This is a genomic window from Streptomyces sp. NPDC020742 (genome assembly GCF_040641675.1).
Classification (GTDB): Bacteria; Actinomycetota; Actinomycetes; order Streptomycetales; family Streptomycetaceae; genus Streptomyces.
Genome location: NZ_JBFAEA010000010.1, coordinates 184726 through 206023 on the forward strand (window position 1 = coordinate 184726; position 21298 = coordinate 206023).

At 74.5% G+C, this 21298-nt stretch carries 18 protein-coding genes; 12 read left to right on the forward strand and 6 right to left on the reverse strand.

Annotation, left to right across the window (positions count from 1 at the left end):
- Positions 1-111: 111 nt before the first annotated feature.
- Both AB0G84_RS19625 and AB0G84_RS19630 read right to left on the reverse strand, forming a co-directional pair.
- Positions 112-1110 (reverse strand): hypothetical protein, encoded by a 999-nt coding sequence (locus AB0G84_RS19625; protein ID WP_361321849.1) that lies wholly within the window; start codon positions 1108-1110, stop codon positions 112-114.
- A 519-nt stretch (positions 1111-1629) separates the two neighbouring features.
- Positions 1630-3285 carry an FAD-binding dehydrogenase gene (locus AB0G84_RS19630; RefSeq protein ID WP_361321852.1) on the reverse strand — a complete coding sequence of 552 codons (1656 nt, stop codon included), beginning with the start codon at positions 3283-3285 and terminating at the stop codon, positions 1630-1632.
- Positions 3286-3502: 217 nt separating this feature from the next.
- On the opposite strand from AB0G84_RS19630, the gene AB0G84_RS19635 reads away from it, so the two are divergent.
- From AB0G84_RS19635 to AB0G84_RS19665, 7 genes are all read left to right on the forward strand, one after another.
- The gene (locus AB0G84_RS19635; RefSeq protein WP_361321855.1) at positions 3503-4396 is read left to right on the forward strand and encodes a DMT family transporter; all 894 of its coding nucleotides are present in this window, start codon (positions 3503-3505) and stop codon (positions 4394-4396) included.
- A 268-nt stretch (positions 4397-4664) separates the two neighbouring features.
- Positions 4665-5225 carry an NUDIX domain-containing protein gene (locus tag AB0G84_RS19640; RefSeq protein WP_361321858.1) on the forward strand — a complete coding sequence of 187 codons (561 nt, stop codon included), beginning with the start codon at positions 4665-4667 and terminating at the stop codon, positions 5223-5225.
- A gap of 43 nt (positions 5226-5268) precedes the next feature.
- Positions 5269-5679, forward strand: a complete 411-nt coding sequence (locus tag AB0G84_RS19645) for a DUF202 domain-containing protein (RefSeq protein ID WP_361321861.1) — start codon at positions 5269-5271, stop codon at positions 5677-5679.
- Positions 5680-5682: 3 nt separating this feature from the next.
- A complete protein-coding gene (locus AB0G84_RS19650) occupies positions 5683-6045 on the forward strand; it encodes a DUF202 domain-containing protein (RefSeq protein ID WP_361321864.1) in 363 nt (120 codons plus the stop codon).
- A 217-nt stretch (positions 6046-6262) separates the two neighbouring features.
- Positions 6263-7192: an MBL fold metallo-hydrolase gene (locus AB0G84_RS19655; RefSeq protein WP_361321867.1), complete on the forward strand. Its 930-nt coding sequence runs from the start codon at positions 6263-6265 to the stop codon at positions 7190-7192.
- 382 nt (positions 7193-7574) lie between these two features.
- Positions 7575-8627 carry a phosphotransferase family protein gene (locus AB0G84_RS19660; protein WP_361321869.1) on the forward strand — a complete coding sequence of 351 codons (1053 nt, stop codon included), beginning with the start codon at positions 7575-7577 and terminating at the stop codon, positions 8625-8627.
- Positions 8628-8634: 7 nt separating this feature from the next.
- Positions 8635-9867, forward strand: a complete 1233-nt coding sequence (locus AB0G84_RS19665) for an acyl-CoA dehydrogenase family protein (RefSeq protein WP_361321872.1) — start codon at positions 8635-8637, stop codon at positions 9865-9867.
- A 78-nt stretch (positions 9868-9945) separates the two neighbouring features.
- Here the strand turns inward: AB0G84_RS19665 and AB0G84_RS19670 are convergent, their stop codons facing one another.
- The 3 genes from AB0G84_RS19670 to AB0G84_RS19680 all read right to left on the reverse strand — a co-directional run bounded on the left by AB0G84_RS19670 (position 9946) and on the right by AB0G84_RS19680 (position 13158).
- Positions 9946-10551, reverse strand: a complete 606-nt coding sequence (locus AB0G84_RS19670) for a TetR/AcrR family transcriptional regulator (protein ID WP_361322055.1) — start codon at positions 10549-10551, stop codon at positions 9946-9948.
- Positions 10552-10577: 26 nt separating this feature from the next.
- Positions 10578-12272 (reverse strand): AMP-binding protein, encoded by a 1695-nt coding sequence (locus tag AB0G84_RS19675; protein ID WP_361321875.1) that lies wholly within the window; start codon positions 12270-12272, stop codon positions 10578-10580.
- Between the two features lie 115 nt (positions 12273-12387).
- A complete protein-coding gene (locus AB0G84_RS19680; protein WP_361321878.1) occupies positions 12388-13158 on the reverse strand; it encodes an SDR family oxidoreductase in 771 nt (256 codons plus the stop codon).
- Positions 13159-13412: 254 nt separating this feature from the next.
- Here AB0G84_RS19680 and AB0G84_RS19685 point away from each other — a divergent pair, with 254 nt between their 5' ends.
- The 4 genes from AB0G84_RS19685 to AB0G84_RS19700 all read left to right on the forward strand — a co-directional run bounded on the left by AB0G84_RS19685 (position 13413) and on the right by AB0G84_RS19700 (position 18588).
- Positions 13413-14726, forward strand: a complete 1314-nt coding sequence (locus AB0G84_RS19685; protein ID WP_361321881.1) for a DUF1343 domain-containing protein — start codon at positions 13413-13415, stop codon at positions 14724-14726.
- A gap of 326 nt (positions 14727-15052) precedes the next feature.
- The gene (locus AB0G84_RS19690) at positions 15053-16198 is read left to right on the forward strand and encodes an acyltransferase (RefSeq protein WP_361321883.1); all 1146 of its coding nucleotides are present in this window, start codon (positions 15053-15055) and stop codon (positions 16196-16198) included.
- Complete coding sequence (locus AB0G84_RS19695; protein WP_361321886.1) at positions 16195-17271, forward strand: class I SAM-dependent methyltransferase; 1077 nt, start codon at positions 16195-16197, stop codon at positions 17269-17271. The genes AB0G84_RS19690 and AB0G84_RS19695 overlap by 4 nt, the downstream gene beginning before the upstream one ends.
- A gap of 69 nt (positions 17272-17340) precedes the next feature.
- Positions 17341-18588: a glycosyltransferase gene (locus AB0G84_RS19700; protein ID WP_361321889.1), complete on the forward strand. Its 1248-nt coding sequence runs from the start codon at positions 17341-17343 to the stop codon at positions 18586-18588.
- A gap of 260 nt (positions 18589-18848) precedes the next feature.
- Here AB0G84_RS19700 and AB0G84_RS19705 read toward each other — a convergent pair whose 3' ends face one another.
- Positions 18849-19925 carry a mechanosensitive ion channel family protein gene (locus tag AB0G84_RS19705; RefSeq protein ID WP_361321892.1) on the reverse strand — a complete coding sequence of 359 codons (1077 nt, stop codon included), beginning with the start codon at positions 19923-19925 and terminating at the stop codon, positions 18849-18851.
- 488 nt (positions 19926-20413) lie between these two features.
- Here AB0G84_RS19705 and AB0G84_RS19710 point away from each other — a divergent pair, with 488 nt between their 5' ends.
- Positions 20414-21271 carry an alpha/beta hydrolase gene (locus AB0G84_RS19710; protein WP_361321895.1) on the forward strand — a complete coding sequence of 286 codons (858 nt, stop codon included), beginning with the start codon at positions 20414-20416 and terminating at the stop codon, positions 21269-21271.
- Positions 21272-21298 lie beyond the last annotated feature (27 nt).

The following is a 21298-nucleotide window of genomic DNA, read 5'->3' on the forward strand; positions in this document are numbered from 1 at the left end:
GCCGCCGCCGGGGCCATCCGTGCCGGCCGGTTGCGTTTCCCTGGTCACCCTTCGATTCGAACACCGCGCGGGCGTCGGGGCCAGTGTCCGGGCCCCGGCGTCAGACTTTCGTCATCGGTCGGGCCCGGCCCGGCGGCCGGAGCGGGCGCCGGCGTGGCGCAGCGCGGTGGCGCGGGCGGCCCGGAACGCGCCCTCGGCGTCACGGCCCGGGTACGACCAGGGGGCGCGGGTCGGATGCGGGCCGATGCGCTGGAAGAGGGTGGCGGCCTGGGCCATCCGTCCGTCGTGGAACGTGGCGTGGGCGAGGAAGTTGAGGTCGATCTTGCCGCGGGGGTGGTCCTCGCCGTCCCACTCCAGCCACCAGTCGAAGGCGCTCTGCAGGACGTGGCGGGCGCGCGGGGTGGACCAGTGGCCGGAGTCCGCCGGGTCGGGCGGTGCGAGACCCGCGGCGGCCCGTACCCGGTAGCGCTCGGCGTGTACGACGAGGGGGAGCAGGGCGAGCGGGGAGTCGGCGGGGGCGCGGGCGGCGGCCCGGGCGGCGAAGTCCTCGGCCGGGTGCCGCGCGCAGCCGTCGTGGTCGGGGTGCGCCTCGGCCAGGCAGGCCGCCATCAGGTGGTGGGCGTGGTGGTGTTCGGGGTGGCGGGCGCGGATCTGGCGGAAGGCGTGTTCCCGCTCGGCGGGGGTGCCGGTGCGACGGGCGAGGAGCAGCGCGCCGAGCCAGGGGGTGGGGTCCTCGGGTCGCATCCGGGCGGCCTGCGCGCAGGCCGCTGCGGCGGCGCCGGGGCGGGCCGCGCCGCGCAGCGCGAGCCGGACGGTGGCGAGGGCGAGGAGGGTGGCGGCGTCGCTGCTGTCGGGGTCGGCGAGCTGCCAGTCGCCGGCCCAGGCGGCGCTGCCCGGGCAGCCGGCCAGGACGGTCAGCCGGTGTCCGCGCCGGTCCCAGTCGGTGCCGGTTTCGGTGAGCAGGGTGCGTACGGTGGCCCACCGGCCGAGGGCCAGGTCATCGGCGGCGACGGCGAGCGCGGTGTCGTCCAGGGCCGGGGCCCTGGGGTGGCGGGGGTGGTGGAGCGGTGGGGTCGAGGGCGGCAAGAGGGGCGAAGGGACAGTCGGCATCACGGGTCAGGGGCTCCATGGCGCGCCGCGCCGGGCCGGGCACCGCACCATCGATCCGGGTGGGCTGGGCCGGGTCTACGCACGCCTGCTACAGAGGGTGACGGATTGGTCCGCACCAGTCATCACGCACAGCAAAGCGCCCCGCAGAGGCCCGCGTCAAGGGCGGAAGGGGAATGGCCGGATCCGCCAACCCGTGTGCCCTGCCCTGGGGTTGGACCGCCACCTGCCGCACCGCGCCCCGACGACGGGCCCTTCCCCTCCGGTCCTCCACCGGCCGCTCCCCCTGCCGCTCCCCCGACGCTCCCCCGCCCGCTGCCCTCGGGCGACCGCCCGGGGCCCGTTCTCTCGAGCCACGCCCGGTTCCGCACCCCGGGCACGCCACGCCCCGTTTCCGTCAGGCCATGCCCGACCCCGTTCCCGTCAGGCCATGCCCGGCCCCGTTTCCGTCGAGCCATGCCCGCCCCCGTGCCGGCAGGCCGTCCCCGGTCCCTGACGGCGGGCCGGGCTCCGCCCCTGCCGTCAGCCCACCGCTCGGGCCGCCGCCCGCCCCGCGGTGCGCCCGGAGAACAGGCAGCCGCCCAGGAACGTGCCCTCCAGCGACCGGTAGCCGTGCACCCCGCCGCCGCCGAAACCGGCCGCCTCACCCGCCGCGTAGACACCGGGCAGCGGCGCCCCGTCATCGGTCAGCACCCGGGAGTCGAGGTCGGTCTCCAGGCCGCCCAGGGTCTTGCGGGTGAGGATATTCAGCCGTACGGCGATCAGCGGGCCGGCCTTGGGGTCGAGCAGCCGGTGCGGGGCCGCGGTGCGGATCAGCCGGTCGCCCAGGTAGGTGCGGGTCCCGCGCACCGCGGTCACCTGGAGGTCCTTGGTGAACGGGTTGGTGATCTCGCGGTCCCGGGCGACGATCTCGTCGCGCAGCGCCGCCTCGTCGATCAGCGGCTCCCCCGTCAGCGCGTTCATCCGCCGCACCAGAGAGGTCAGCGAGCGCTCGACGATGAAGTCCGCACCCCGGTCCATGAAGGCCTGCACCGGTCCGGGCGCACCGGCCCGGGCGCGGGCCAGTACGCCGCGCACGCTCTTCCCGGTCAGGTCGGGGTTCTGCTCGGAGCCGGAGAGGGTGAACTCCTTCTCGATGATCTTGCGGGTGAGCACGAACCAGGTGTGGTCGTGGCCGGTGCGCATGATGTGGGCGAGGGTGCCCAGGGTGTCGAAGCCGGGGAAGAGCGGCACCGGCAGCCGCTTGCCGCGGGCGTCCAGCCACAGTGGGGACGGGCCGGACAGGATCCGGATGCCGTGCTGCGGCCAGATCGGGTTCCAGTTGTCGATGCCCTCGGTGTAGTGCCACATCCGGTCGGGGTTGATGATCCGGCCGCCGGCCGCCTCGGTGATGCCGAGCATCTTGCCGTCCACATGCGCCGGCACCCCGGACAGCATCCGCTCCGGCGGCCGGCCCAGCCGCTCCGGCCAGTTGGCGCGCACCAGCTCGTGGTTGCCGCCGATGCCGCCGGAGGTGACGATCACGGCCTGCGCCCGCAGCTCGAAGGCCCCGGCCACCTCCCGGCTGCTGGGCCGGCCGCGCGGCACGGCGGACGGCTCCAGGATCTCGCCGCTGACCGTGTCGACGCCGCCCGCGCTGCGCGAGAGGCCGGTGACGCGGTGCCGGAAGCGCAGGTCCACCAGGCCGCGCGCCACGCCGGCCCGCACCCGGCGCTCGAACGGCGCCACCAGGCCCGGCCCGGTGCCCCAGGTGATGTGGAAGCGGGGCACCGAGTTGCCGTGGCCGGTGGCGTCGTAGCCGCCGCGCTCGGCCCAGCCGACGACGGGGAACAGCCGCACCCCCTGCCGGTGCAGCCAGGAGCGCTTCTCCCCCGCCGCGAAGTCGACGTACGCCTCGGCCCACTTCCGGGGCCAGTGGTCCTCGGGCCGGTCGAAGCCGGCCGTGCCCAGCCAGTCCTGCCAGGCCAGCGCGCGGCTGTCGCGGATCCGCAGCCGGCGCTGCTCGGGCGAGTCGACCAGGAACAGCCCGCCGAAGGACCAGTGCGCCTGCCCGCCGAGGGACTGTTCGGGCTCCTGGTCGAGCAGGATCACCGTCCGGCCGGCATCCACCAGCTCGGCGGTGGCCGCCAGGCCCGCGAGCCCCGCTCCGATCACGATCACATCAGCGTCGTACGCCATCTCTGCCTCTCCTCGCCGGGGCACGCCCAGCGGCCCGCTCCGGCCGCCGGGTGGAACGATCCTCAGTGCGCCCGACGGCCGCGTCAACCGTCCGGTTACCGCGCAGTACGGCGGGACGCGCGGGAGAATGGTGGGTGACCAGGGCCACCCCACACCCGCCGCCGGATGGCTATCCTCGGGCGCATCCCCCGCCCACGCGCGATACGAGGTGTGCGACGTGACGGTGATACTGCTCGCCCTTGGCGCTGCCTGCTGTCTGGGACTCGGCTTCGTGCTCCAGCAGGCCGCCGCGCAGCAGGCCCCGCAGAAGGACTACCTCTCGCTGCGGCTGCTGCTCGATCTGGTGCGGATGCCGCTGTGGGTGGCCGGCATCGGGCTGATGGTGGTCGGGATGGCGCTCGGCGCGGTGGCGCTGGGAATGGGCGACATCACTCTCGTGGAGCCACTGCTGGCGACCAATCTGCTGTTCGCGATGGCGCTGTCGCGGCGGCTGACCCGGCAGCGGCTCGGCCGCACCGGCTGGGCCGGGCTGTGGCTGCTGGCCGGCGGGGTCACGGCCTTCATCGTGGCCGGCCGTCCGCAGGGCGGCAGCCGCAGCACCGACCACCTGTGGCAGTGGCTGATCATGGGCATGGTGCTGGGCACCGCCCTGGTGCTGGCGGCGGTCGCCAAGCGCGAGCGGACCCATGTGAGCCTGGAGGCCGCCCTGCTGGGCGTTGCGGCGGGCCTGCTGTACGGACTGCAGGACGCGCTGACCCGGATCAGCGGTGAGCACTTCGGCGTGGGCGGCTGGTCGGCGCTGCTGACCAGTTGGCAGCCGTACGCCATCGTGGTGCTGGGAGTGCTGGCGCTGGTGATGGTGCAGAGCGCCTTCGAATCGGCGCCGCTGCGGCTGTCGCTGCCCGCGCTGACCGCAGCCCAGCCGCTGGCCGGGATCGCCTGCGGGGTGGGGTTCCTCGGCGACCGGCTCCAGGTGACCGCCGGGGCGCTGGCGTGGGAGGTGGCCGGGATCGTGGCGGTGGTCTCGGGCATCGTGCTGATCGGCACCCATCCGGCGATGCCGCCGGGGGCGGGCCGGGCCGAGACCGTGCGGGAGCTCCAGCCGCGCTAGGCCCCCGTCGTCACCCCGTCATTCGCCCGGAGGGCGGGCCCGGCGGCGTCTGGTGCGTGCGTTCCCGACCACGCGGTGAGCGCGGGTGCCGGACGCCGCGGGGCCGGCGGGAGCGTGCCGACGGGGGCCTGGAGCGCCGGACCGCCGGCGGGTGCCCCGTTCGGCCCTGCCGGACTGCGCCGTCCGGGCCGTTCCGGCGGGTCGGGTGCGCGCCGGAGAGCGTCGCCCCGGCGGGTGCGGCCCGGGCCGGTGGTGGTTGCATGGGCCCATGACCGATCAGCAGCCGCTCAACCAGCCGCTCAACGCGGACGAGATCCTCGATGTCGTCGATGAGAACGATCAGGTCGTGGGGCAGGCCCCGCGCGGGGAGACCTACGCCCGCAGAATGCGGACCCGCTGCGCCTTCGTCCTGGTGCGGGACGCCGAGGACCGGATCTTCGTGCACCGCCGCACCCCGCAGAAGCTGGTCTTCCCCGGGCACTACGACATGTTCGTGGGCGGGGTGGTGGGCGCCGGGGAGAGCTACGACCGGGCGGCGCTGCGCGAGGCCGAGGAGGAGCTCGGCGTCCAGGGCCTGACGCAGCCCGAGCCGCTGTTCAAGTTCCTCTACGAGACGGCCGAGCATACCTGGTGGTCGGCCGTCTACCAGGTGCGCTGCACGCTGCCGGTGGCGCCGCAGGAGTCGGAGATCGACTGGTACGCGTTCCTGACCGAGGAGGAGCTGATCCGGCGGCTGGACGAGTGGCCCTGGACACCGGACGGCATGGCCGCCTACCGGGAGCTGCTGGCCCGGCAGGAGGCGTCCGGGCAGCCGGGAGGCGGGCGCTGATGCGGCGGCGTCCACGGGCCGGCCGGCCCCGGGGGCCACGGCGGTGAGCGGCACCGGCGGGCTGCGGTCGGCCGCCGCGGCCGTGCGGCTGTGGTTCGCGCCCGGGCGGATCCGGGAGGAGGGCGACACGCCCGACTACCGCTTCTCGCTCGCCAACGAACGCACCTTCCTGGCCTGGCTGCGCACCGGGCTGGCGCTGGTCGGCGGCGGTTTCGCGGTGGACCAGTTCCTGCCCCGGCTGCACCAGGGGGTCCGGCTGGGGTTCACCGTCGTCCTGCTGGCGGGCGGGGCGCTGTGTGCGCTGCGGGCGGTCAACCACTGGGTGCGCTGTGAGCGGGCGATGCGGCGTGGCGAGGACCTGCCGGTGACCCGCTTCCCGACGGTGCTGGCGCTGGCCGTCGGCCTCCTCGCGGTGGCGGTGGCGGTGCTGGTGCTGGCGGGCTGGAGCGACTAGCCGATGGCGGGTGGAGCGCGGCCGGGCGGCGCGGGGCCCCGTCCGGCGTCCGACCGGGACCCCGGGTTGCAGCCGGAGCGGACCCGGCTGGCCTGGCGGCGCACCACGCTGTCCGTCTGCGTGGTGGTGGCGCTGGCCGGGCGGCAGCTGCTGAGGAGCCGGGCGCCGGGGCCGGTGGAGATCCTGCTGGCGGTGCTGATGGGGCTGCTGTGGCTGGCGTTTGTGGCGCTGGCACACCACCGGATGCGGGCCATGGCCGCTGGCCGCCCGCCGGGCCTGCCGCCGCGGTCCGCGCTGCTGCTGGTCGGCTGCACCCTGGCGCTGGCGCTGTGCGGTGCGGTGCTGGTGGCGCGGCCAGGGCACTGACGGCCGCCCGGAGGCTGGAGCGGCGCCGGCCGGGCGGGTCCGCACCAGGTAGCCGAAGCGGCGTCCGGTAGTCGAAGCGGCGCCCGGTGGCCGGGAAGGCGCCAGGTAGTCGGGCGGTGCCGGGCGGCGGTACCGTGACGCGCCCCGTTCCACGGGGGTCGCCACAACTCCCGTACGTTCGACGGATCATGACACCCCCAGAAAGGGAGCAGGACCGATGGGCGACACCACCGCAGCGGCCACCGCGGAGCCGTACCTCACCGAGCTCGCCGCCGGCGTCCATGCCTTCATCCAGCCGGACGGCGGCTGGTGCCTGAACAACGCCGGCTTCGTCACCGACGGGGAATCCACCCTCGTCGTGGACACCGCCGCCACCGAGCACCGGGCGCGGCTGCTGCGGCGCCGGATCGCGGAGAGCGGCGCGCCGGTGCCCCGGATGGTGGTCAACACCCACCACCACGGTGACCACACCTACGGCAATGCCGTCTTCACGCCCGAGGCGACCGTCATCGGGCACGCGGCCTGCCGGAGCGAGGTGCTGGCCGCCGGGCACCAGCTGCACGCGGTGTGGCCGGAGGTGGCGTACGGCGACATCCGGATCACCCCGCCGGCGGTCACCTACCGCGACGAACTCACCCTGTACGTCGGCGACATCGAGGTGCGGCTGATCCACCCGGGCGTGGCGCACACCACCGGTGACACCCTCGTCTGGCTGCCCGCGCAGCGCATCGTCTTCGCCGGGGACCTGGTCTTCCACGGCGGCACACCGTTCGTGTTCATGGGGTCGCTGGCCGGGTCGCTGCGGGCGCTGGACGTGCTGCGCTCACTGGACGCGGTGACCGTCGTCCCCGGGCACGGCCCGGTGACCGGCCCCGAGGTGTACGACGGGATCCAGCGCTACCTGGAGTTCGTCGGCGCGCTGGCGGCGGAGGGCAGGGCGGCCGGGCGGACGCCGCTGGAGGTGGCGCAGCGGGCGGACCTCGGGCCGTTCGGGGAGCTGGCCGAGAGCGAGCGGCTGGTGGCCAACCTGCACCGGGCGTATGCGGAGCTGGCGGGTGAGGAGCCGGGGGCGCCGCTGGATCCGCTCGTCGGGTTCGCCGATATGACGGCGATGAACGGCGGGGTGCCGATGGCGTGCCACGCGTGAGGGCACGGCACACGTGAGGGCACGGCACACGTGAGGGCATGGCACGCATGAGGGCGGGTCGCACGTGAGGGCGGGGCGGGCCGCGGGGCCGGAGTCCCCGCGGCCGTGGACCGCCCTCGGCCCGGGGCGCCCCTCGGCCCGGGGCGGCCCACGGCCCGGGGCGGCCCACGGCCCGGGGCGGCCCACGGCCCGGGGCGGCCCGCGCTCCCGGGGCCCGGCGGAAAACCATCGGTGGCGCCCCCGCGTGACCGATGCCCCACCACCCCGCACTGGACTCCATACCGACTAGTCGGCATGATCGGGGCAACAACCGACCGGCCGACGGACGACGGACCGTCCCCTCCGCACGGCGTGGACCGTCCCCTCCCCACGAAGGAGCACGATGAGCAAGGGCACCCCTCCCCCTCAGGCCCCGGACCGGGACGATCCGCCGGGCCTCGACCTGGCCCGCCTGCGCACACACCTGGACCAGGAGCGACCCGGCCTGGTCGGTGGGCCGCTGCGTGCACAGCTGATCGAGGGCGGGCGGTCCAACCTCACCTACCGGATCACCGACGGCGCCGGCTCCTGGGTCGTCCGCCGGCCGCCGCTGGGCCATGTCCTGGCCACCGCGCACGACATGCGGCGCGAGCACCGGGTGATCAGCGCGCTGCACCGCACCCCGGTGCCGGTGCCGGAGGCGCTGCTGCTGTGCGCGGACGAGGCGGTGCTGGGCGCGCCCTTCTACGTGATGGAGCTGGTCGAGGGCACCCCGTACCGCACGGCGGCGCAGCTGGCCCCGCTCGGTCCCAAGCGCACCCGGGCGGTGGTGCTGTCGCTGGTCGACACCCTGGTGGAGTTGCACGCGGTGGACCCGGAGGCGGTCGGGCTGGGCGACTTCGGCCGCCCGGACGGCTTCCTGGAGCGGCAGTTGCGGCGCTGGGGCAAGCAGCTGGAAGCCTCGAAGAACCGCGAGCTGCCGGGGATCGACGAGCTGCACCGGGCGCTGGGCGGGGCGCTGCCCGCCTCCCCCGCACCGGCCGTGGTGCACGGCGACTACCGGCTCGACAACGTCCTGATCGGGGCCGACGACACCCTCCGGGCCGTACTGGACTGGGAGATGTCCACGCTCGGCGACCCGCTGACCGACCTCGGTCTGCTGGCGATGTACAGCACGGACCTGGACCTGCCGGGGTCACCGGTCAGCACCACCAGCGGTGCCCCCGGGCACCCCTCGCCGGCCGAGCTGATCGAGCGCTACGCCGCCCGTTCCGGCCGGGACACCTCGGCGATCGCCTGGTACACCGCGTTCGCCTGGTTCAAGCTCGCCGTGATCCTCGAAGGCATCCACTACCGCTACACGCTCGGCCAGACCGTCGGCGCCGGGTTCGACCGGATCGGCGAGCTCGTCCCCGTCTTCATCGACCACGGACTCACCACCCTCAAGGAAGGCTGAGGCACCCATGGACTTCGCGTTCGACGCCCGTACCGAGGAGCTGCGCGAGCGGCTCCTGACGTTCATGGACGAGCACGTCCATCCGGCCGAGCAGACCGCCCACGAGCAGCGGGCCGCGCTCGCCTCGCCGTGGGACACCCCGGCGATCGTCGAGGAGCTGAAGGCCGAGGCCCGCCGGCAGGGGCTGTGGAACCTGTTCTTCGTGGATCAGCACGGCCTCCCGGGCGCCGAGCACGGCGCCGGGCTGACCAACCTCCAGTACGCGCCGCTGGCCGAAATCACCGGCCGCAGCCCGCAGTTGGCGCCCACCGCGGTGAACTGCGCGGCGCCGGACACCGGCAACATGGAGGTGCTGGCGCAGTTCGGCTCCCCGGCGCAGAAGAAGGAGTGGCTGGAGCCGCTGCTGGCCGGCGAGATCCGGTCGGCGTTCGCGATGACCGAGCCGGAGGTGGCCTCCTCGGACGCCACCAACATCGAGACCCGGATCGAGCGGGACGGCGACGAGTACGTCATCAACGGCCGCAAGTGGTACATCTCCGGGGCGATGAACCCGCTGTGCCGGATCTTCATCGTGATGGGCAAGACCGACCCGGACGGTGCGGACATCCGCCGCCAGCAGTCGATGATCCTGGTGCCGCGCGACACCCCCGGTCTGGAGGTGAAGCGCGCCATGCAGGTCTACGGCTACGAGGACCACTACCACGGCGGCCATGCCGAGGTGCTCTTCCACGACGTGCGGGTGCCGGCGAACCACCTGATCGGCGAGGAAGGCGGCGGCTTCGCCATCGCCCAGGCCCGCCTCGGTCCGGGGCGGATCCACCACTGCATGCGGCTGATCGGCATGGCCGAGCGGGCCATCGAGCTGATGTGTCGGCGCGCGGTGGACCGCACCGCGTTCGGCAAGCCGCTGGCGCAGCAGGGCGTGGTGCAGCAGTGGATCGCGGACGCCCGGGTGGCGGTGGAGCAGCTGCGGCTGCTGGTGTTGAAGACGGCCTGGCTGATGGACACGGTCGGCAACAAGGGCGCGCACACCGAGATCCAGGCCATCAAGATCGCCACCCCGCGCACGGTCGTGGACATCCTCGACAAGGCCGTACAGCTGCACGGCGCGGGCGGCGTCAGCCAGGACTTCCCGCTCGCCGAGCTGTGGGCCGCGGCGCGCACGCTCCGGCTGGCGGACGGTCCGGACGAGGTGCACCAGCGGTCGCTGGCGCGCCGGGAGCTCAAGCAGTACCGGTAGCGCGGGGAGCGCCGCGGCCGGCCGTCCGCCGGCCGCGGGCCCCGACCGTCGCGCGGTGCCGGGCCGTGGGCCGGGGCGTCAGGGGCGCAGGGCGCGCAGCAGCAGCTCGGCGAGGTGGTCGGCGACCTGCTGCGGGCTGAGCGGGCCGTCCTCGCGGTACCAGGTGCCCAGGTGGTGCACGGAGCCGAAGTGGTAGTCGACGACGAGGTCGGCGGGGATGTCGTCGGCGAACACCCCGCTGCGCTGGCCCTCTTCGACCAGGGCCCGGAAGCGCTCGTGGTAGCGCCGGCGCTCGGCGCGGACCTGCTTGTCCTTCTCCGGCCCGAGGTGGTGCATCGAGCGGAAGAAGATCTTGGTGTCGTCGAGGTTCTCGATGGTGGTGACCACGACGTCCGCGGCGGCGTCCCGCAGCCGCTGCTCCACGGGCGCGTCGGCGTCCGCGAAGTGGTCCAGCCGCTCCTGCTGGAGGCGCAGTACCCGCCCGTAGACCTCGTGCAGCAGATCGTCCTTGGAGCCGAAGTAGTGGTACAGGGCGCCCTTGGTGACGCCCGCGGCATCGACGATCTCCTGGACGGAGGTGCGGTCGTAGCCCTGCTCGGCGAAGAGCCGGGTGGCGGTGGCCAGCAGCCGCTGGGCCACCGGCTTCGCGCCGCCGTTACCGTTGCCTTCCTTCGTGCCGGCCATCGCCTTCACCTGTCCTTCGTCGTACGTCATGCGCGGTGGCGCAGCTCCCGTCGGAGGATCTTGCCACTCGTGGTCTTGGGAAGCTCGACCAGGATCTCCACCTCGCGGGGGTACTTGTACGCCGCGAGGCGTTCCTTGCAGTACGCGGCGAGCTCGCCGGGCTGCGGCGCCGCCCCCGGACGCAGACTGACATACGCCTTGACGGTCTCACCGCGGTAGGGGTCCGGCACCCCGACCACCGCCGCCTCGCGCACCGCGGGGTGGGTGTAGAGCACGTCCTCGACCTCGCGGGGCCACACCTTGAAGCCGGAGGCGTTGATCATGTCCTTCTTGCGGTCGACGACGTAGAGCCAGCCGTCGCGGTCCATGAAGCCGATGTCGCCGGTGCGCAGTTCACCGTCCGGGAGGCCCTGTGCGGTGGCGTCCGGGCGCCGCCAGTAGCCGGGCACGACCTGGGGGCCGCGCACCGCGATCTCGCCCTGCTCGCCGAACGGCAGGTCACGGCCGTCGTCGTCGATGATCCGCACCACGGTGTCCGGGCCGGGCACGCCCACGGCGAGCGTCCCGGAGACCTTGTCGACCGGCGCCCGCCGGCCGGGCGGGACGCTGGCGCAGGGCGCCGTGCACTCGGTCAGGCCGTAGCCGTTGTGGAGGTAGTGGCCGGAGCCGGCCCGGAAGGACTCGACGAGCGCGGGCGGCAGCGGTGCGCCGCCGGAGGACAGCAGGTGGAAGGACGCGAAGTGCTCGCGGGTGACGGCGGGGTGGGCCAGCAGCGCCATGTAGGCGGTGGCGGGGCCGACCGTGTAGGCGGGGCGGTGCTCCAGGAACGCGTCGAGGACCACGCCGGCCTCGAAGCGGTGGGCGAGCACGAGGGTGCCGGCGTTGGCGATGCAGGTGGCCAGTTCGCAGACCATGCCGGTGATGTGGAAGAGCGGGGCGAGCGCGAAGTAGGTGGCGCCTTCGGGCAGGCCGTGGCCGGTGCGTTGGCGTTCGGCGTTGAAGGTGATGTTGCCGTGGGTGTTGGTGGCGCCCTTGGGGGTGCCGCTGGTGCCGGAGGTGTAGCTGATCAGCGCCGGGTCGTCGGCGGTGAGCCCGGGGTCGTCGGACACCGCCCTGGTGCTCCCCCACTGCCCTGAGGGCGTGGGAGGTACGCCCACGGCGTTCCGGGCCACGGCCAGCAGGTCGTCGGCGCCGTCCTGGGGACCGGCCGCGGCCTCGCGCAGGACCCGGGGGTCGTCGCGGGTCTGCAGCTCCCGTTCGCTGGTGGTGAGCGCCAGCCGGACCGACGGGGCGTCCGCGACGGTGGCGCCGAGGAAGCCGGCCCAGCTGTGGTCGGCGCAGATGACGGCGGTGACCTCGGCGTCGTCCAGGATGTGCCGCAGCTCGGCGGACTTGTACATCGGGTTGACGGGCACGACCACCCCGCCGGCCTTCCACACCCCGAGCACCGCGAGCACGAAGTGCGGGGTGTTCTGCAGCATCACCACGGCCCGGTCGCCGCGGCGGAACCCCCGCGCGGCGAGGTGCGCGGCGATGCCGTCGGAGAGCGCGTCGGTCTCGGCGTAGGACAGCCGGCCGTCGAAGTAGGCCAGCGCCGTACGGTCGGGGGCGGCGCGGACCGCGGCCCGGAAGGCGTGCAGCGTCGAGGGCGGCGGCTGCACGGGGGCGCGCTGGGCGTCGGTGAGCTGTGCCAGCCACGGCTTGTCCTGGTAGGAGGTCATCGGGGTGCGGCCCTTTCTTCCTGTTCGCCGGATCATGCCTGCAAGGGGGCGGCCGGGGTACGGCGGGGTGGCGGTCCGGGCCGGGCCGGACCGCCCGGCCCGGCGGAAGGGGCCGTCAGGGGCGGCGCTCGGCCTGCTCCAGCTTCCGCTGGAGGTGGTTCATCCCGCCGAGCCAGCGGTCGGGGTCGGCGGCCCGGGCGGTGTAGTAGTCGGCGACCTCGGGGTGCGGGAGGACCAGGAAGCGGCCCTCGGCCATCGCCGTGAAGAGCGCCTCGGCGACGTCCTCGGGCTCGACGGCGGTGGGGGTGAGCACCAGGTCCCCGGCGGTCCCGGTGGCGGCGAGCATGTCGGTGCGGACGCCCTGGGGGCAGATGGCGTGCACGTCGATGCCGCGGTGGCGGTAGGTCAGCGAGAGCCACTCGGCGAAGGCGTAGGCGCCGTGCTTGGTGACGCTGTACGGGGCGGCGGCGACCATGGTGAGCAGCCCCGCGGCGGAGACGGTGGAGATGAAGCGGCCACTGCCGCGCGCCAGCCACTCCGGCACCAGCTCGCGGGCCGCCCGGACGTGCGCCATGACATTGACGTCCCAGGCCAGCGCCCAGTCGTCCTCGGGCGCCTCGGGCCCGCCGCCGGTGCCGACGCCGGCGTTGGCGCAGAAGATGTCGACGGCGCCGCCGAGCGCCTCGCGGGCGGCCGGGACGACGGCGGAGGCGTCACCGGGGACCGCAACCGCCCCAATCTCCTCGGCGGTCCGCTGCGCCTTGTCCGCATCCAGGTCGTTGACCACGACGCGGGCGCCCTCGGCGGCGAACCGGCGCGCCAGGGCCGCGCCGATCCCCCCGCCCGCCCCGGTCACCACGACGCCCTTGTCCCTGACGGCTTCCACTGCGGCAGCTCCCTCGGTCGCTCGGTACGACTGAAGGGCAGACTAACCAGTCGGTATGTCCTGGCGGAAGGGTTCGTTTCCGCCGGGGTGGCAGGGTCCTCCCCCGCGCCCGTAGCCCGCGGGAGCCGGCACCGTCGCCGTGGCGGGCCGGTTCCGCCCGCACCCCGGGCGCGTTAGCGTGCGCACGGCACGTACCCCGTCGATGCTGTCGACGCTGTCGATCCTGCTGGTTCTGTGATCACGGAGGTGTACGGATGGCTCTGTCGAGACGCGTCCTGCTCGGGCGACTGGCGGCGACCGGAGCGGCCGGTGCGGCCCTGGGTGCGGCCGGGCCCGCCACAGCCGCAGCGGCGGCGGTGACCGGTCGCCGGCGGGTGCACACCGGCTTCGACCGGCTGGCCGCCGACGGCTACCGGCTGCTGGACGGCCACCGGGTCGGCATCGTCACCAACCCCACCGGCGTCACCGTCGCCCCTGCCGCCCGCCCGGGCGGGAGCGGGGAGGTGCGGCACCTCGTCGATGTGCTGCACGCCGACGAACGGGTGCGGCTGACCGCCGTCTTCGGCCCCGAACACGGCTTCCGCGGCACCGCACAGGCCGGCGGCTCCGAGGGCCGCTACGACGATCCGGCCACCGGACTGCCGGTCTACGACACGTACAACAAGAGCGGCCGGGAGCTCGCCGGCGTCTTCACCGCCTCCGGGGTGGACACCGTCGTCTTCGACATCCAGGACGTCGGCGCGCGCTTCTACACCTACATCTGGACGCTCTACGACTGCATGGTGGCGGCCGTCCTCGCCGGCAAGCGCTTCGTGGTCCTCGACCGCCCCAACCCGGTCACCGGCCGCCGCGCCACCGGCCCGGTGCTGGAGCGGGCCTTTGCCTCCTTCGTCGGCCGGGAGCCGATCGCCCAGGCGCACGGGATGACGGTGGCGGAGCTGGCCCGGCTGTTCAACGGGGAGTTCGTGCCGCGGGCCGCCGGCCGCCCGGTGCCGCTGGAGACGGTGTGGATGTCCGGCTGGCGGCGCGGCGACTTCTACGACGCGACGGGGCTGCCCTGGGTGCCGCCGAGCCCCAACATGCCCACCCCGGACACCGCCCTGGTCTACGCGGGCAGCTGCCTGTTCGAGGGCACCAACCTCTCCGAGGGGCGCGGCACCACCCGCCCCTTCGAGCTGCTGGGCGCGGACGGCATCGACCACCGCTGGGCCGCGGCCCTCGCCGAACTCACCCTGCCCGGCGTGCACTTCAGGGAGGCCTACTTCGCCCCCACCTTCTCCAAGTTCCAGGGGAAGACCATCGGCGGCGTCCAGCTCCACGTCCACGACCGGGCCGCGTTCGACCCCGTCCGCACCGGCATCGCGCTGCTGGTCACCGCCCGGCGGGTCTGGGACGGCTTCGCCTGGCGCCCGGACCACGGCATCGACCGGCTGACCGGCACGGCGACCGTCCGCACCATGATCGACGCGGGTGCGGACACCGACGAGGTCGTCGCCGCCTGGCAGCCGCGACTGGCCGACTTCCGCGCCCTGCGGGCCCGCTACCTGCACTACCCGCCCGCTCCCTGACGGTGCGCGGCGGTCCGGCCGGGAGCGGGCGTCCCCCGCCTTACGGGAGAGGGAGCCGCGCCGTACCGGGAAGGGCGCCGGGCCGTACCGGGAGAGGACCAGGGAGGGCCCTGAGGGCGCTGCGCCGTACGAGTGAAATCGGGTGACGTCCCTATGCCCGGGGCGTGCCGCGATGGGTCAATCGTGCCATCCGCGTGACGGGCCGCCCATTCCGGTGCACGGAGACGATCAGTCGTGCACTCCGATCCCGGGCGGCCCCGCGCGCACCCCTGCGCAGCTCCGTGGTGGCCACCGGCCCGGGCTTCGCTGCTGGCAGGAGGCCATGCATGCGTCAACTCCCCCGGTCCGCGCCCGGCTCCGGCCCCGGCAGACTGCCCTCGCTGACCGGCCTGCGCTTCGCCGCGGCCGGCGGCGTCGTCTTCACCCACTGCGCGCTGCTGAGCGATCCCCACCTCGCCGCGGACCCCGGGCCCCAGGTCTGGGTGGGCGCGAGCGCGGTGTCGCTGTTCTTCATCCTGAGCGGCTACGTCCTGACGCTGTCCGCCCGGCCCGCGGACACCGCCCGCTCCTTCTGGCGGCGCCGGGCCGCCAAGATCCTGCCCAACCACGTCCTCACCTGGTGCGTGGTCGTGGTGGCCCTCGTCTGTGCCGGCGACGCGGCCACCGGTTCCGGCCCGGCCGCCCACCTCGCCAGCCTCTTCCTGGTGCACACCTGGGTGCCGAGCCTGCGCTACCTGTCCGCGGGGAACCCCGTCTGCTGGTCCCTGGCCGCCGAGGTCTTCTTCTACCTGCTCTTCCCGGTGCTGCGGCCCTGGGTCGAGCGGCTCTCCCGCCGGGGCCTGCTGACCGCAGCGGGCACCGCGGTCGCCCTGGCATGGCTCTGGCCGCTGCTGTACACCCAGGTCATCAGCCCGGAACAGGCGTTCTTCCCCGGCTACTGGCTGCTGTACATGCTGCCACCGGCCCGGCTGCCGGAGTTCGTCCTCGGCATGCTGGCGGCCCGCTTCGCGGCGACCGGGGTGCGGCTGCCCCACCTCGGCGTACTGCCCGCCGCGCTGGGCGTACTCAGCACGGTCGTGGTGAACAGCGCCGTCCTGCCACACCCCTATCTGTACGCGGCGTCGACCGTGGTCCCGCTGGTGGTGCTGGTCCACGCGGTGGCGCAACGGGACCTGGAGAACCGGCCGTCGCTGCTGCGCAGCCGCCCACTGGTGGCCCTCGGGGAGATCTCCTACGCGATGTACCTGGTGCACCTGCTCGTGCTGGGCGGGCTCTCGGTGAGCCTGACGGCTCTGGGCTGGGGCCGCCTCTGGGCCGTACTGGCCGGCCTCCCCCTGGTCCTGCTGGCCTCGTGGCTGCTGTACGCCGGGGTGGAGCGGCCGTGTGTGCGCCGGTTCTCCGCCCCCCGCGTCGTGTCCCAGGGGCGGCACCGGTCGCCCGGCAGGGCCCCGGTCGGACGGGGGTCGGTATGAGCGGGACTGCGCCGGGGCCGGGACGGCGCGGACAGATCGCCGCCCGCCGGCCGCACTACCAGGACGATCTCCGGGACGGGCTGGGGAAGTTCTTCGAGCCGCCGCAGTCCGCCTGCCCCTGGTGCGGCTCGGCCCGGCTGTTCCGGAGGCTGAAGACCACCGACCAGCTCCAGCACAAGCCGGGCACCTTCGTGCTCGACCGGTGCCGCGCCTGCGGGCACGTCTTCCAAAACCCCCGGCTCAGCGCCGACGGGCTGGAGTTCTACTACCGCGACTGCTACGACGGCCTGGGCGAGGCGACGATGGCGCGGATGGCGGGCTCACCGCTCGCGGTCCGGCTGTACCGGTCGCGGGCCCGGGCGCTGCTGCCCTTCGGGCGCCCGGCACGCTGGCTGGACGTGGGCACCGGCCACGGCCACTTCTGCGCCGAGGCCGGGAAGATCCACCCGGGCACCGAGTTCCACGGCCTCGACCTCGGCCAGGGCGTGGAGATCGCCGAGCGCTGCGGCCGGATCGACCGGGCCTTCCGGGGCCCCTTCCCGCTGCTGGCCGACCAGTTGACCGCCCGGTACGACGTGGTGAGCATGCACCACTACCTGGAGCACACCCTCGCGCCCCGGCGGGAACTGGCCGCCGCCCACCGCGTCCTGCGCCCCGGCGGCCATCTGCTGATCGAGGTCCCCGACCCGGAGTCCGCCGCGGCCCGGCTGCTCGGCCAGTGGTGGGGGCCCTGGCTGCAGCCCCAGCATCTGCACCTCATCCCGCTGGACAACCTCTGTGTCGCACTCAGCGAGCAGGACTTCACCATCGTGGCCATCGACCGGCAGCAGCCGCACGTCCCCACCGATCTGACGTCCGCTGCGGCGAATCTGCTCAAGTCCGTGCTGCCGGGCGAGGATCTGCCCTGGCTGCCGGCGAAGCCGGGCCCGCTCGCGCGGGGCCTTCGCGCGCTGTCCCTGCCGGCCGCGGCGCCCGCGCTGCTGGCCCTGCTGGGCTGCGACCTCCTGCTGTCCCCCGTGGTCCGGCGCACCCGGCTGTCCAACGCCTACCGGGTGATCGCCCGCCGCGAGTGACCACCGCCGGCCGCCGCCCTCCACCGGCCCTCCCCACCGACACCAGGCAACAGCAAAGCGGGGCTCTCCATGCACCTCCTCATCGCCACCGCCGGTTCCCGCGGGGACGTGGCGCCCTACACCGGACTCGGGGTGCGGCTACAGGCCGCCGGGCACTCGGTGGTCCTCGCCGCGGACCCGCGGTCGGCCGAGCTCGTCCGCCACAGCGGTCTGCCCTTCCACCCCCTGCCGCTCGACCGCTGCGCCGCCGAGGGCCGCTCGGGCGCCACGCTGTCGAAGGCCGAACAACTGGGGCTGGCACGGGAGTGGGCGCCCGCCATGGCCGACGCGGTCGCGGAGGCGGCGGCGTCCGGTGCGGACGCGATGCTGGTGTCCGGCAGCCTGGCGCCGCTGGGGCTGGTGGCGGCCGAGGGGCTGGGACTGCCGTGCCTGGGCGCCTTCCTGCAACCCCTCGCACCGACCCGGGAGTTCCCGCCGGTCGTCCTCGGCACCTCGTCGTGGGGGCGGTACGGCAACCTGGCCGCGGGCCGGTGCGCCGGGTCGCTGCTGGACCTGGCCTTCGCCCCCGGGGTGCGCCATCTGCGGCGGCAACTGGGCGTCTCCCGGGCCGCGCTGGCACGGCGGCGGGCGCGCTGGCCGGTGCACCACGGCTTCAGCCCCGCGGTGGTTCCCCGGCCGGCGGACTGGCGGCCGGGGCTGGAGGTGGCGGGCTACTGGTGGCCGTCGGAACGCCCCGACTGGACACCGGAGCCCGGGCTGGCGGACTTCCTGGACTCCGGTCCGCCGCCGGTTTTCGTGGGCTTCGGCAGCATGGAGCCCGCGGACCCCGAGCGGCTCGGGCGGCTGGTCGCCCGGGCGCTGCGGCTGGCCGGAGTACGCGGTGTGGTCCAGTCGGGCTGGGCCGGCCTGTCGGTCGGCGGCGACGACGTGCTGACCGTCGGCGAGGTGCCGCACGCCCGGCTGTTCCCGCGGATGGCGGCCGTGGTGCACCACGCGGGGGCGGGCACCACGGCGGCCGGTCTGCGCGCGGGGGTGCCGGCGGTCCCGGTGCCGATGATGCTGGACCAGGCGTTCTGGGCGTCGCGGCTGACCGCCCTGGGTGTCGGCCCGGCGGCCGTGCCCTTCCGGCGGCTCTCCGCGGAACGCCTGGCGACGGCCGTACGCACGGCCGTACGCGACGCGCGGTACGCCCGGCGCGCCCAGCAGGTCGCGGCGCTGCTCGATGCCGAGGACGGCGCGGGCCGGGTGGTGGCGGCGGTGGAACGGCTGGCCGGCGGCGGCAGCCGTGGCAGCAGCGGCGGCCCGGAGCCCCGGTGAGGGACTCCTTTCCGGCCGCGGCGCCGAGCCGGAGCGGTCGGCGGGACGGAGGGGTCGGCGGGACGGAGCGGCCGGCGGGACGGAGCGGCCGGCGGGACGGAGCGGTCGGCGGGGCGGCCTCGGGAATTCAGGGGCCTGGGTACCTCCGGGGCCCGGCGCTCCGCGGCCCCGGACTCCCGGATGGAGGTAACGGATCCGGGAATCCGGGGCCTCAGGAACTCAGAGACTCGGAGAGACTCGGGGCCCCGGGAACGCGGCGACTACCCCACCGGGTCCGCCGTTCCGCGCTGATGCGGTATCACGACGCCCTCGGGCTGCTGGAGCGCCACGCTCCGGGTGGGCGCGGGGATCCGGATGCCCTCGGTGCGGTAGCACTGGTGCAGACGCTTGATGAACTCGTGCTTGATCCGGTACTGGTCGCTGAACTCGCCGACCCCCAGGATCACCGTCAGGCCGATCCTGGAGTCGCCGAACGTATGGAAGCGGACGGCCGCCTCATGCTCCGGCAGGGCGCCGCTGACGTCGCGCATCACGCTCTCCACGACCTCCAGGGTGACCCGCTCGACGTGTTCGAGGTCGCTGTCGTAGCCGACCCCCACCTGCACCAGGATCGTCAGCTGCTGTTCCGGCCGGGTGAAGTTGGTCATGTTGGTGCCGGCCAGCTGGGCGTTGGGGATGATCACCAGGTTGTTGGAGAGCTGACGGACCACGGTGTTGCGCCAGTTGATGTCGACGACATAGCCCTCCTCGCCGCTGCTGAGCCGGATGTAGTCGCCAGGCTGCACGGTCTTCGAGGCGAGGACGTGGACGCCCGCGAAGAGGTTGGCGAGGGTGTCCTGCAGCGCCAGGGCGACCGCGAGGCCGCCCACTCCCAGGGCGGTGAGCAGCGGGGCGATGGAGATGCCCAGCGTCTGCAGCACGACCAGGACGCCCATCGCCAGCACCACGATGCGGGTGATGTTGGCGAAAATGGTGGCCGATCCGGCCACTCCGGAACGGGACTGGGCCAGGGACTTGACCAGACCGGTGATCACCCGGGCCGCGGTGAGCGTGACGACGAGGATGAGCAGCACCGTCAACGTCCGATTGACGTTCCGTCCGATCGCGGCGTGCAGCGGCAGGGCCGCGGTCGCCCCGGCCAGTCCGGCGCAGATCGCCGCCCACGGCACCACCGACCGCAGCGCGTCCACGATGACGTCGTCGCCGCTCCACCGCGTCCTGCTGGCGTGCTTCCCCAGCCAGCGCAGGACCGCGCGCAGCAGCAGGCCGCCCAGGAGACCGGCCACCAGCGCGGCCCCGGCGAAGATCCCGTCGTGCAGCGTGATCTCCCGGTTCACCGGCCGGCTCCCCCTGCCCGGAGGACCGTCCGTGCCGCGTACCGGATGTGAAGTCTCGTCACCTTGCCACCTGCTCGTCTCTAGGGCTGTGAGGGCGCCGGTCCGTCCCGGACGGCCCGGCGCAATCTGCCATCCTGCCGCACCCGGCCGCACACCCGTTCCCCCGGATCGTCTTCCGGCCGCCCCCCGGGCCACGCGGTCAGCGGTCAGCGGTCAGCAGTCAGCGGTCCACGCTGCGCCGGAGAGCCCCCACCGGGCACGGCACCCGGCAGCGCCGCCGGTGGCTGGGCGGCGAGGCGGCTGGGAGGTTGGGCGGCCAGGCGGCTGAGCGGCGGGGTGGCGGGGGCACGGGGCGACATCAAGGCGCTGCCGTAAGGCTGTCGAGGGGCCGTCGGGAGGCTGTCGGTGGGGTATCGGCCGGGTGTCAGTGGGGTGCGGCACGGTGGGGTGTGGCCGATGGTCGGCCGTCGGAAGAACGGGAGTCCGTGATGACCTCACCTCGGAGCTGCACCCTCGACGTGCCCGGCGCCCGGATCCACTACGAGGTGCGGGGCCGTGGCCCGGTCCTTGCGCTGGTGCACGGCGGCGCCGGTGATGCCGGGGTGTTCGACCGGATCGCGCCGGCGCTGGCGACCCGGTTCACCGTCGTCGTACCGGACCGTCGGGGCCACTCCCGCAGTCCACTGGAGCGGCCCGGCAGCACTCCGCGGGTCGCGGAACACAGCGAAGACCTCCGGCGGTTGCTGGACGCGGTGACCGAGGAACCGGCCCTGGTCTACGGCAGCAGCTCGGGCGCCGTGGTGGCGCTCGACCTGCTGGCCCGGCACCCGGAGCGGGTGCGGACCGTCGTCGCACACGAACCGCCGCTGATCGAGTTGCTGCCGGACGCCGCGGTCTACCGCCGGCTGTTCGCCGATGTCCGGGTCACCTTCCGCCGGCAGGGCGTGGCGACGGCGATGGGGCAGTTCCTCACGGCGGTGGGGCTGGTCGGGCCCGGCTGGCGGCCGCCCGCGCCCGAGGAACTCCCGCCGGCCCTACGGGAGATGATGGCGCGGATGGCGGCCAACGAGCCGTTCTTCCTGGAGCACGAGCTGCCCGAGGTGACCGGGTACCTACCGGATGCCCAGGCGCTGCGGGCGGTGGCGGACCGCCTGCTGCTCGCGGTCGGCAGCCAGTCCGGGCAGCAGATGGCGGCCGTGTGCTGCACGGCGCTGGCGCGGACGTTGGGGAGGGCCACCACGCAACTGCCCGGTGGTCACACAGGGTACGTGGAGGACGGTGTCGACTTCGCCGGGCGGCTGGCGGAGCTGCTGGCGGCCCCGGGGGACATACCCCGGCCCCTCTGAGGCACCTTTGCGGGCAGGAAGCCGACC

What these genes read in the sequence shown, in the direction of transcription:
- AB0G84_RS19675 (WP_361321875.1), bottom strand. Translation starts at nt 12,272, where the DNA reads ATGACCTCCTACCAGGACAAGCCGTGGCTGGCACAGCTCACCGACGCC.
- AB0G84_RS19630 (WP_361321852.1), bottom strand. Translation starts at nt 3,285, where the DNA reads ATGGCGTACGACGCTGATGTGATCGTGATCGGAGCGGGGCTCGCGGGC.
- AB0G84_RS19695 (WP_361321886.1), top strand. Translation starts at nt 16,195, where the DNA reads ATGAGCGGGACTGCGCCGGGGCCGGGACGGCGCGGACAGATCGCCGCC.
- AB0G84_RS19650 (WP_361321864.1), top strand. Translation starts at nt 5,683, where the DNA reads ATGGCGGGTGGAGCGCGGCCGGGCGGCGCGGGGCCCCGTCCGGCGTCC.
- AB0G84_RS19685 (WP_361321881.1), top strand. Translation starts at nt 13,413, where the DNA reads ATGGCTCTGTCGAGACGCGTCCTGCTCGGGCGACTGGCGGCGACCGGA.
- AB0G84_RS19665 (WP_361321872.1), top strand. Translation starts at nt 8,635, where the DNA reads ATGGACTTCGCGTTCGACGCCCGTACCGAGGAGCTGCGCGAGCGGCTC.
- AB0G84_RS19700 (WP_361321889.1), top strand. Translation starts at nt 17,341, where the DNA reads ATGCACCTCCTCATCGCCACCGCCGGTTCCCGCGGGGACGTGGCGCCC.
- AB0G84_RS19710 (WP_361321895.1), top strand. Translation starts at nt 20,414, where the DNA reads ATGACCTCACCTCGGAGCTGCACCCTCGACGTGCCCGGCGCCCGGATC.
- AB0G84_RS19670 (WP_361322055.1), bottom strand. Translation starts at nt 10,551, where the DNA reads ATGGCCGGCACGAAGGAAGGCAACGGTAACGGCGGCGCGAAGCCGGTG.
- AB0G84_RS19660 (WP_361321869.1), top strand. Translation starts at nt 7,575, where the DNA reads ATGAGCAAGGGCACCCCTCCCCCTCAGGCCCCGGACCGGGACGATCCG.
- AB0G84_RS19690 (WP_361321883.1), top strand. Translation starts at nt 15,053, where the DNA reads ATGCGTCAACTCCCCCGGTCCGCGCCCGGCTCCGGCCCCGGCAGACTG.
- AB0G84_RS19655 (WP_361321867.1), top strand. Translation starts at nt 6,263, where the DNA reads ATGGGCGACACCACCGCAGCGGCCACCGCGGAGCCGTACCTCACCGAG.
- AB0G84_RS19640 (WP_361321858.1), top strand. Translation starts at nt 4,665, where the DNA reads ATGACCGATCAGCAGCCGCTCAACCAGCCGCTCAACGCGGACGAGATC.
- AB0G84_RS19625 (WP_361321849.1), bottom strand. Translation starts at nt 1,110, where the DNA reads ATGCCGACTGTCCCTTCGCCCCTCTTGCCGCCCTCGACCCCACCGCTC.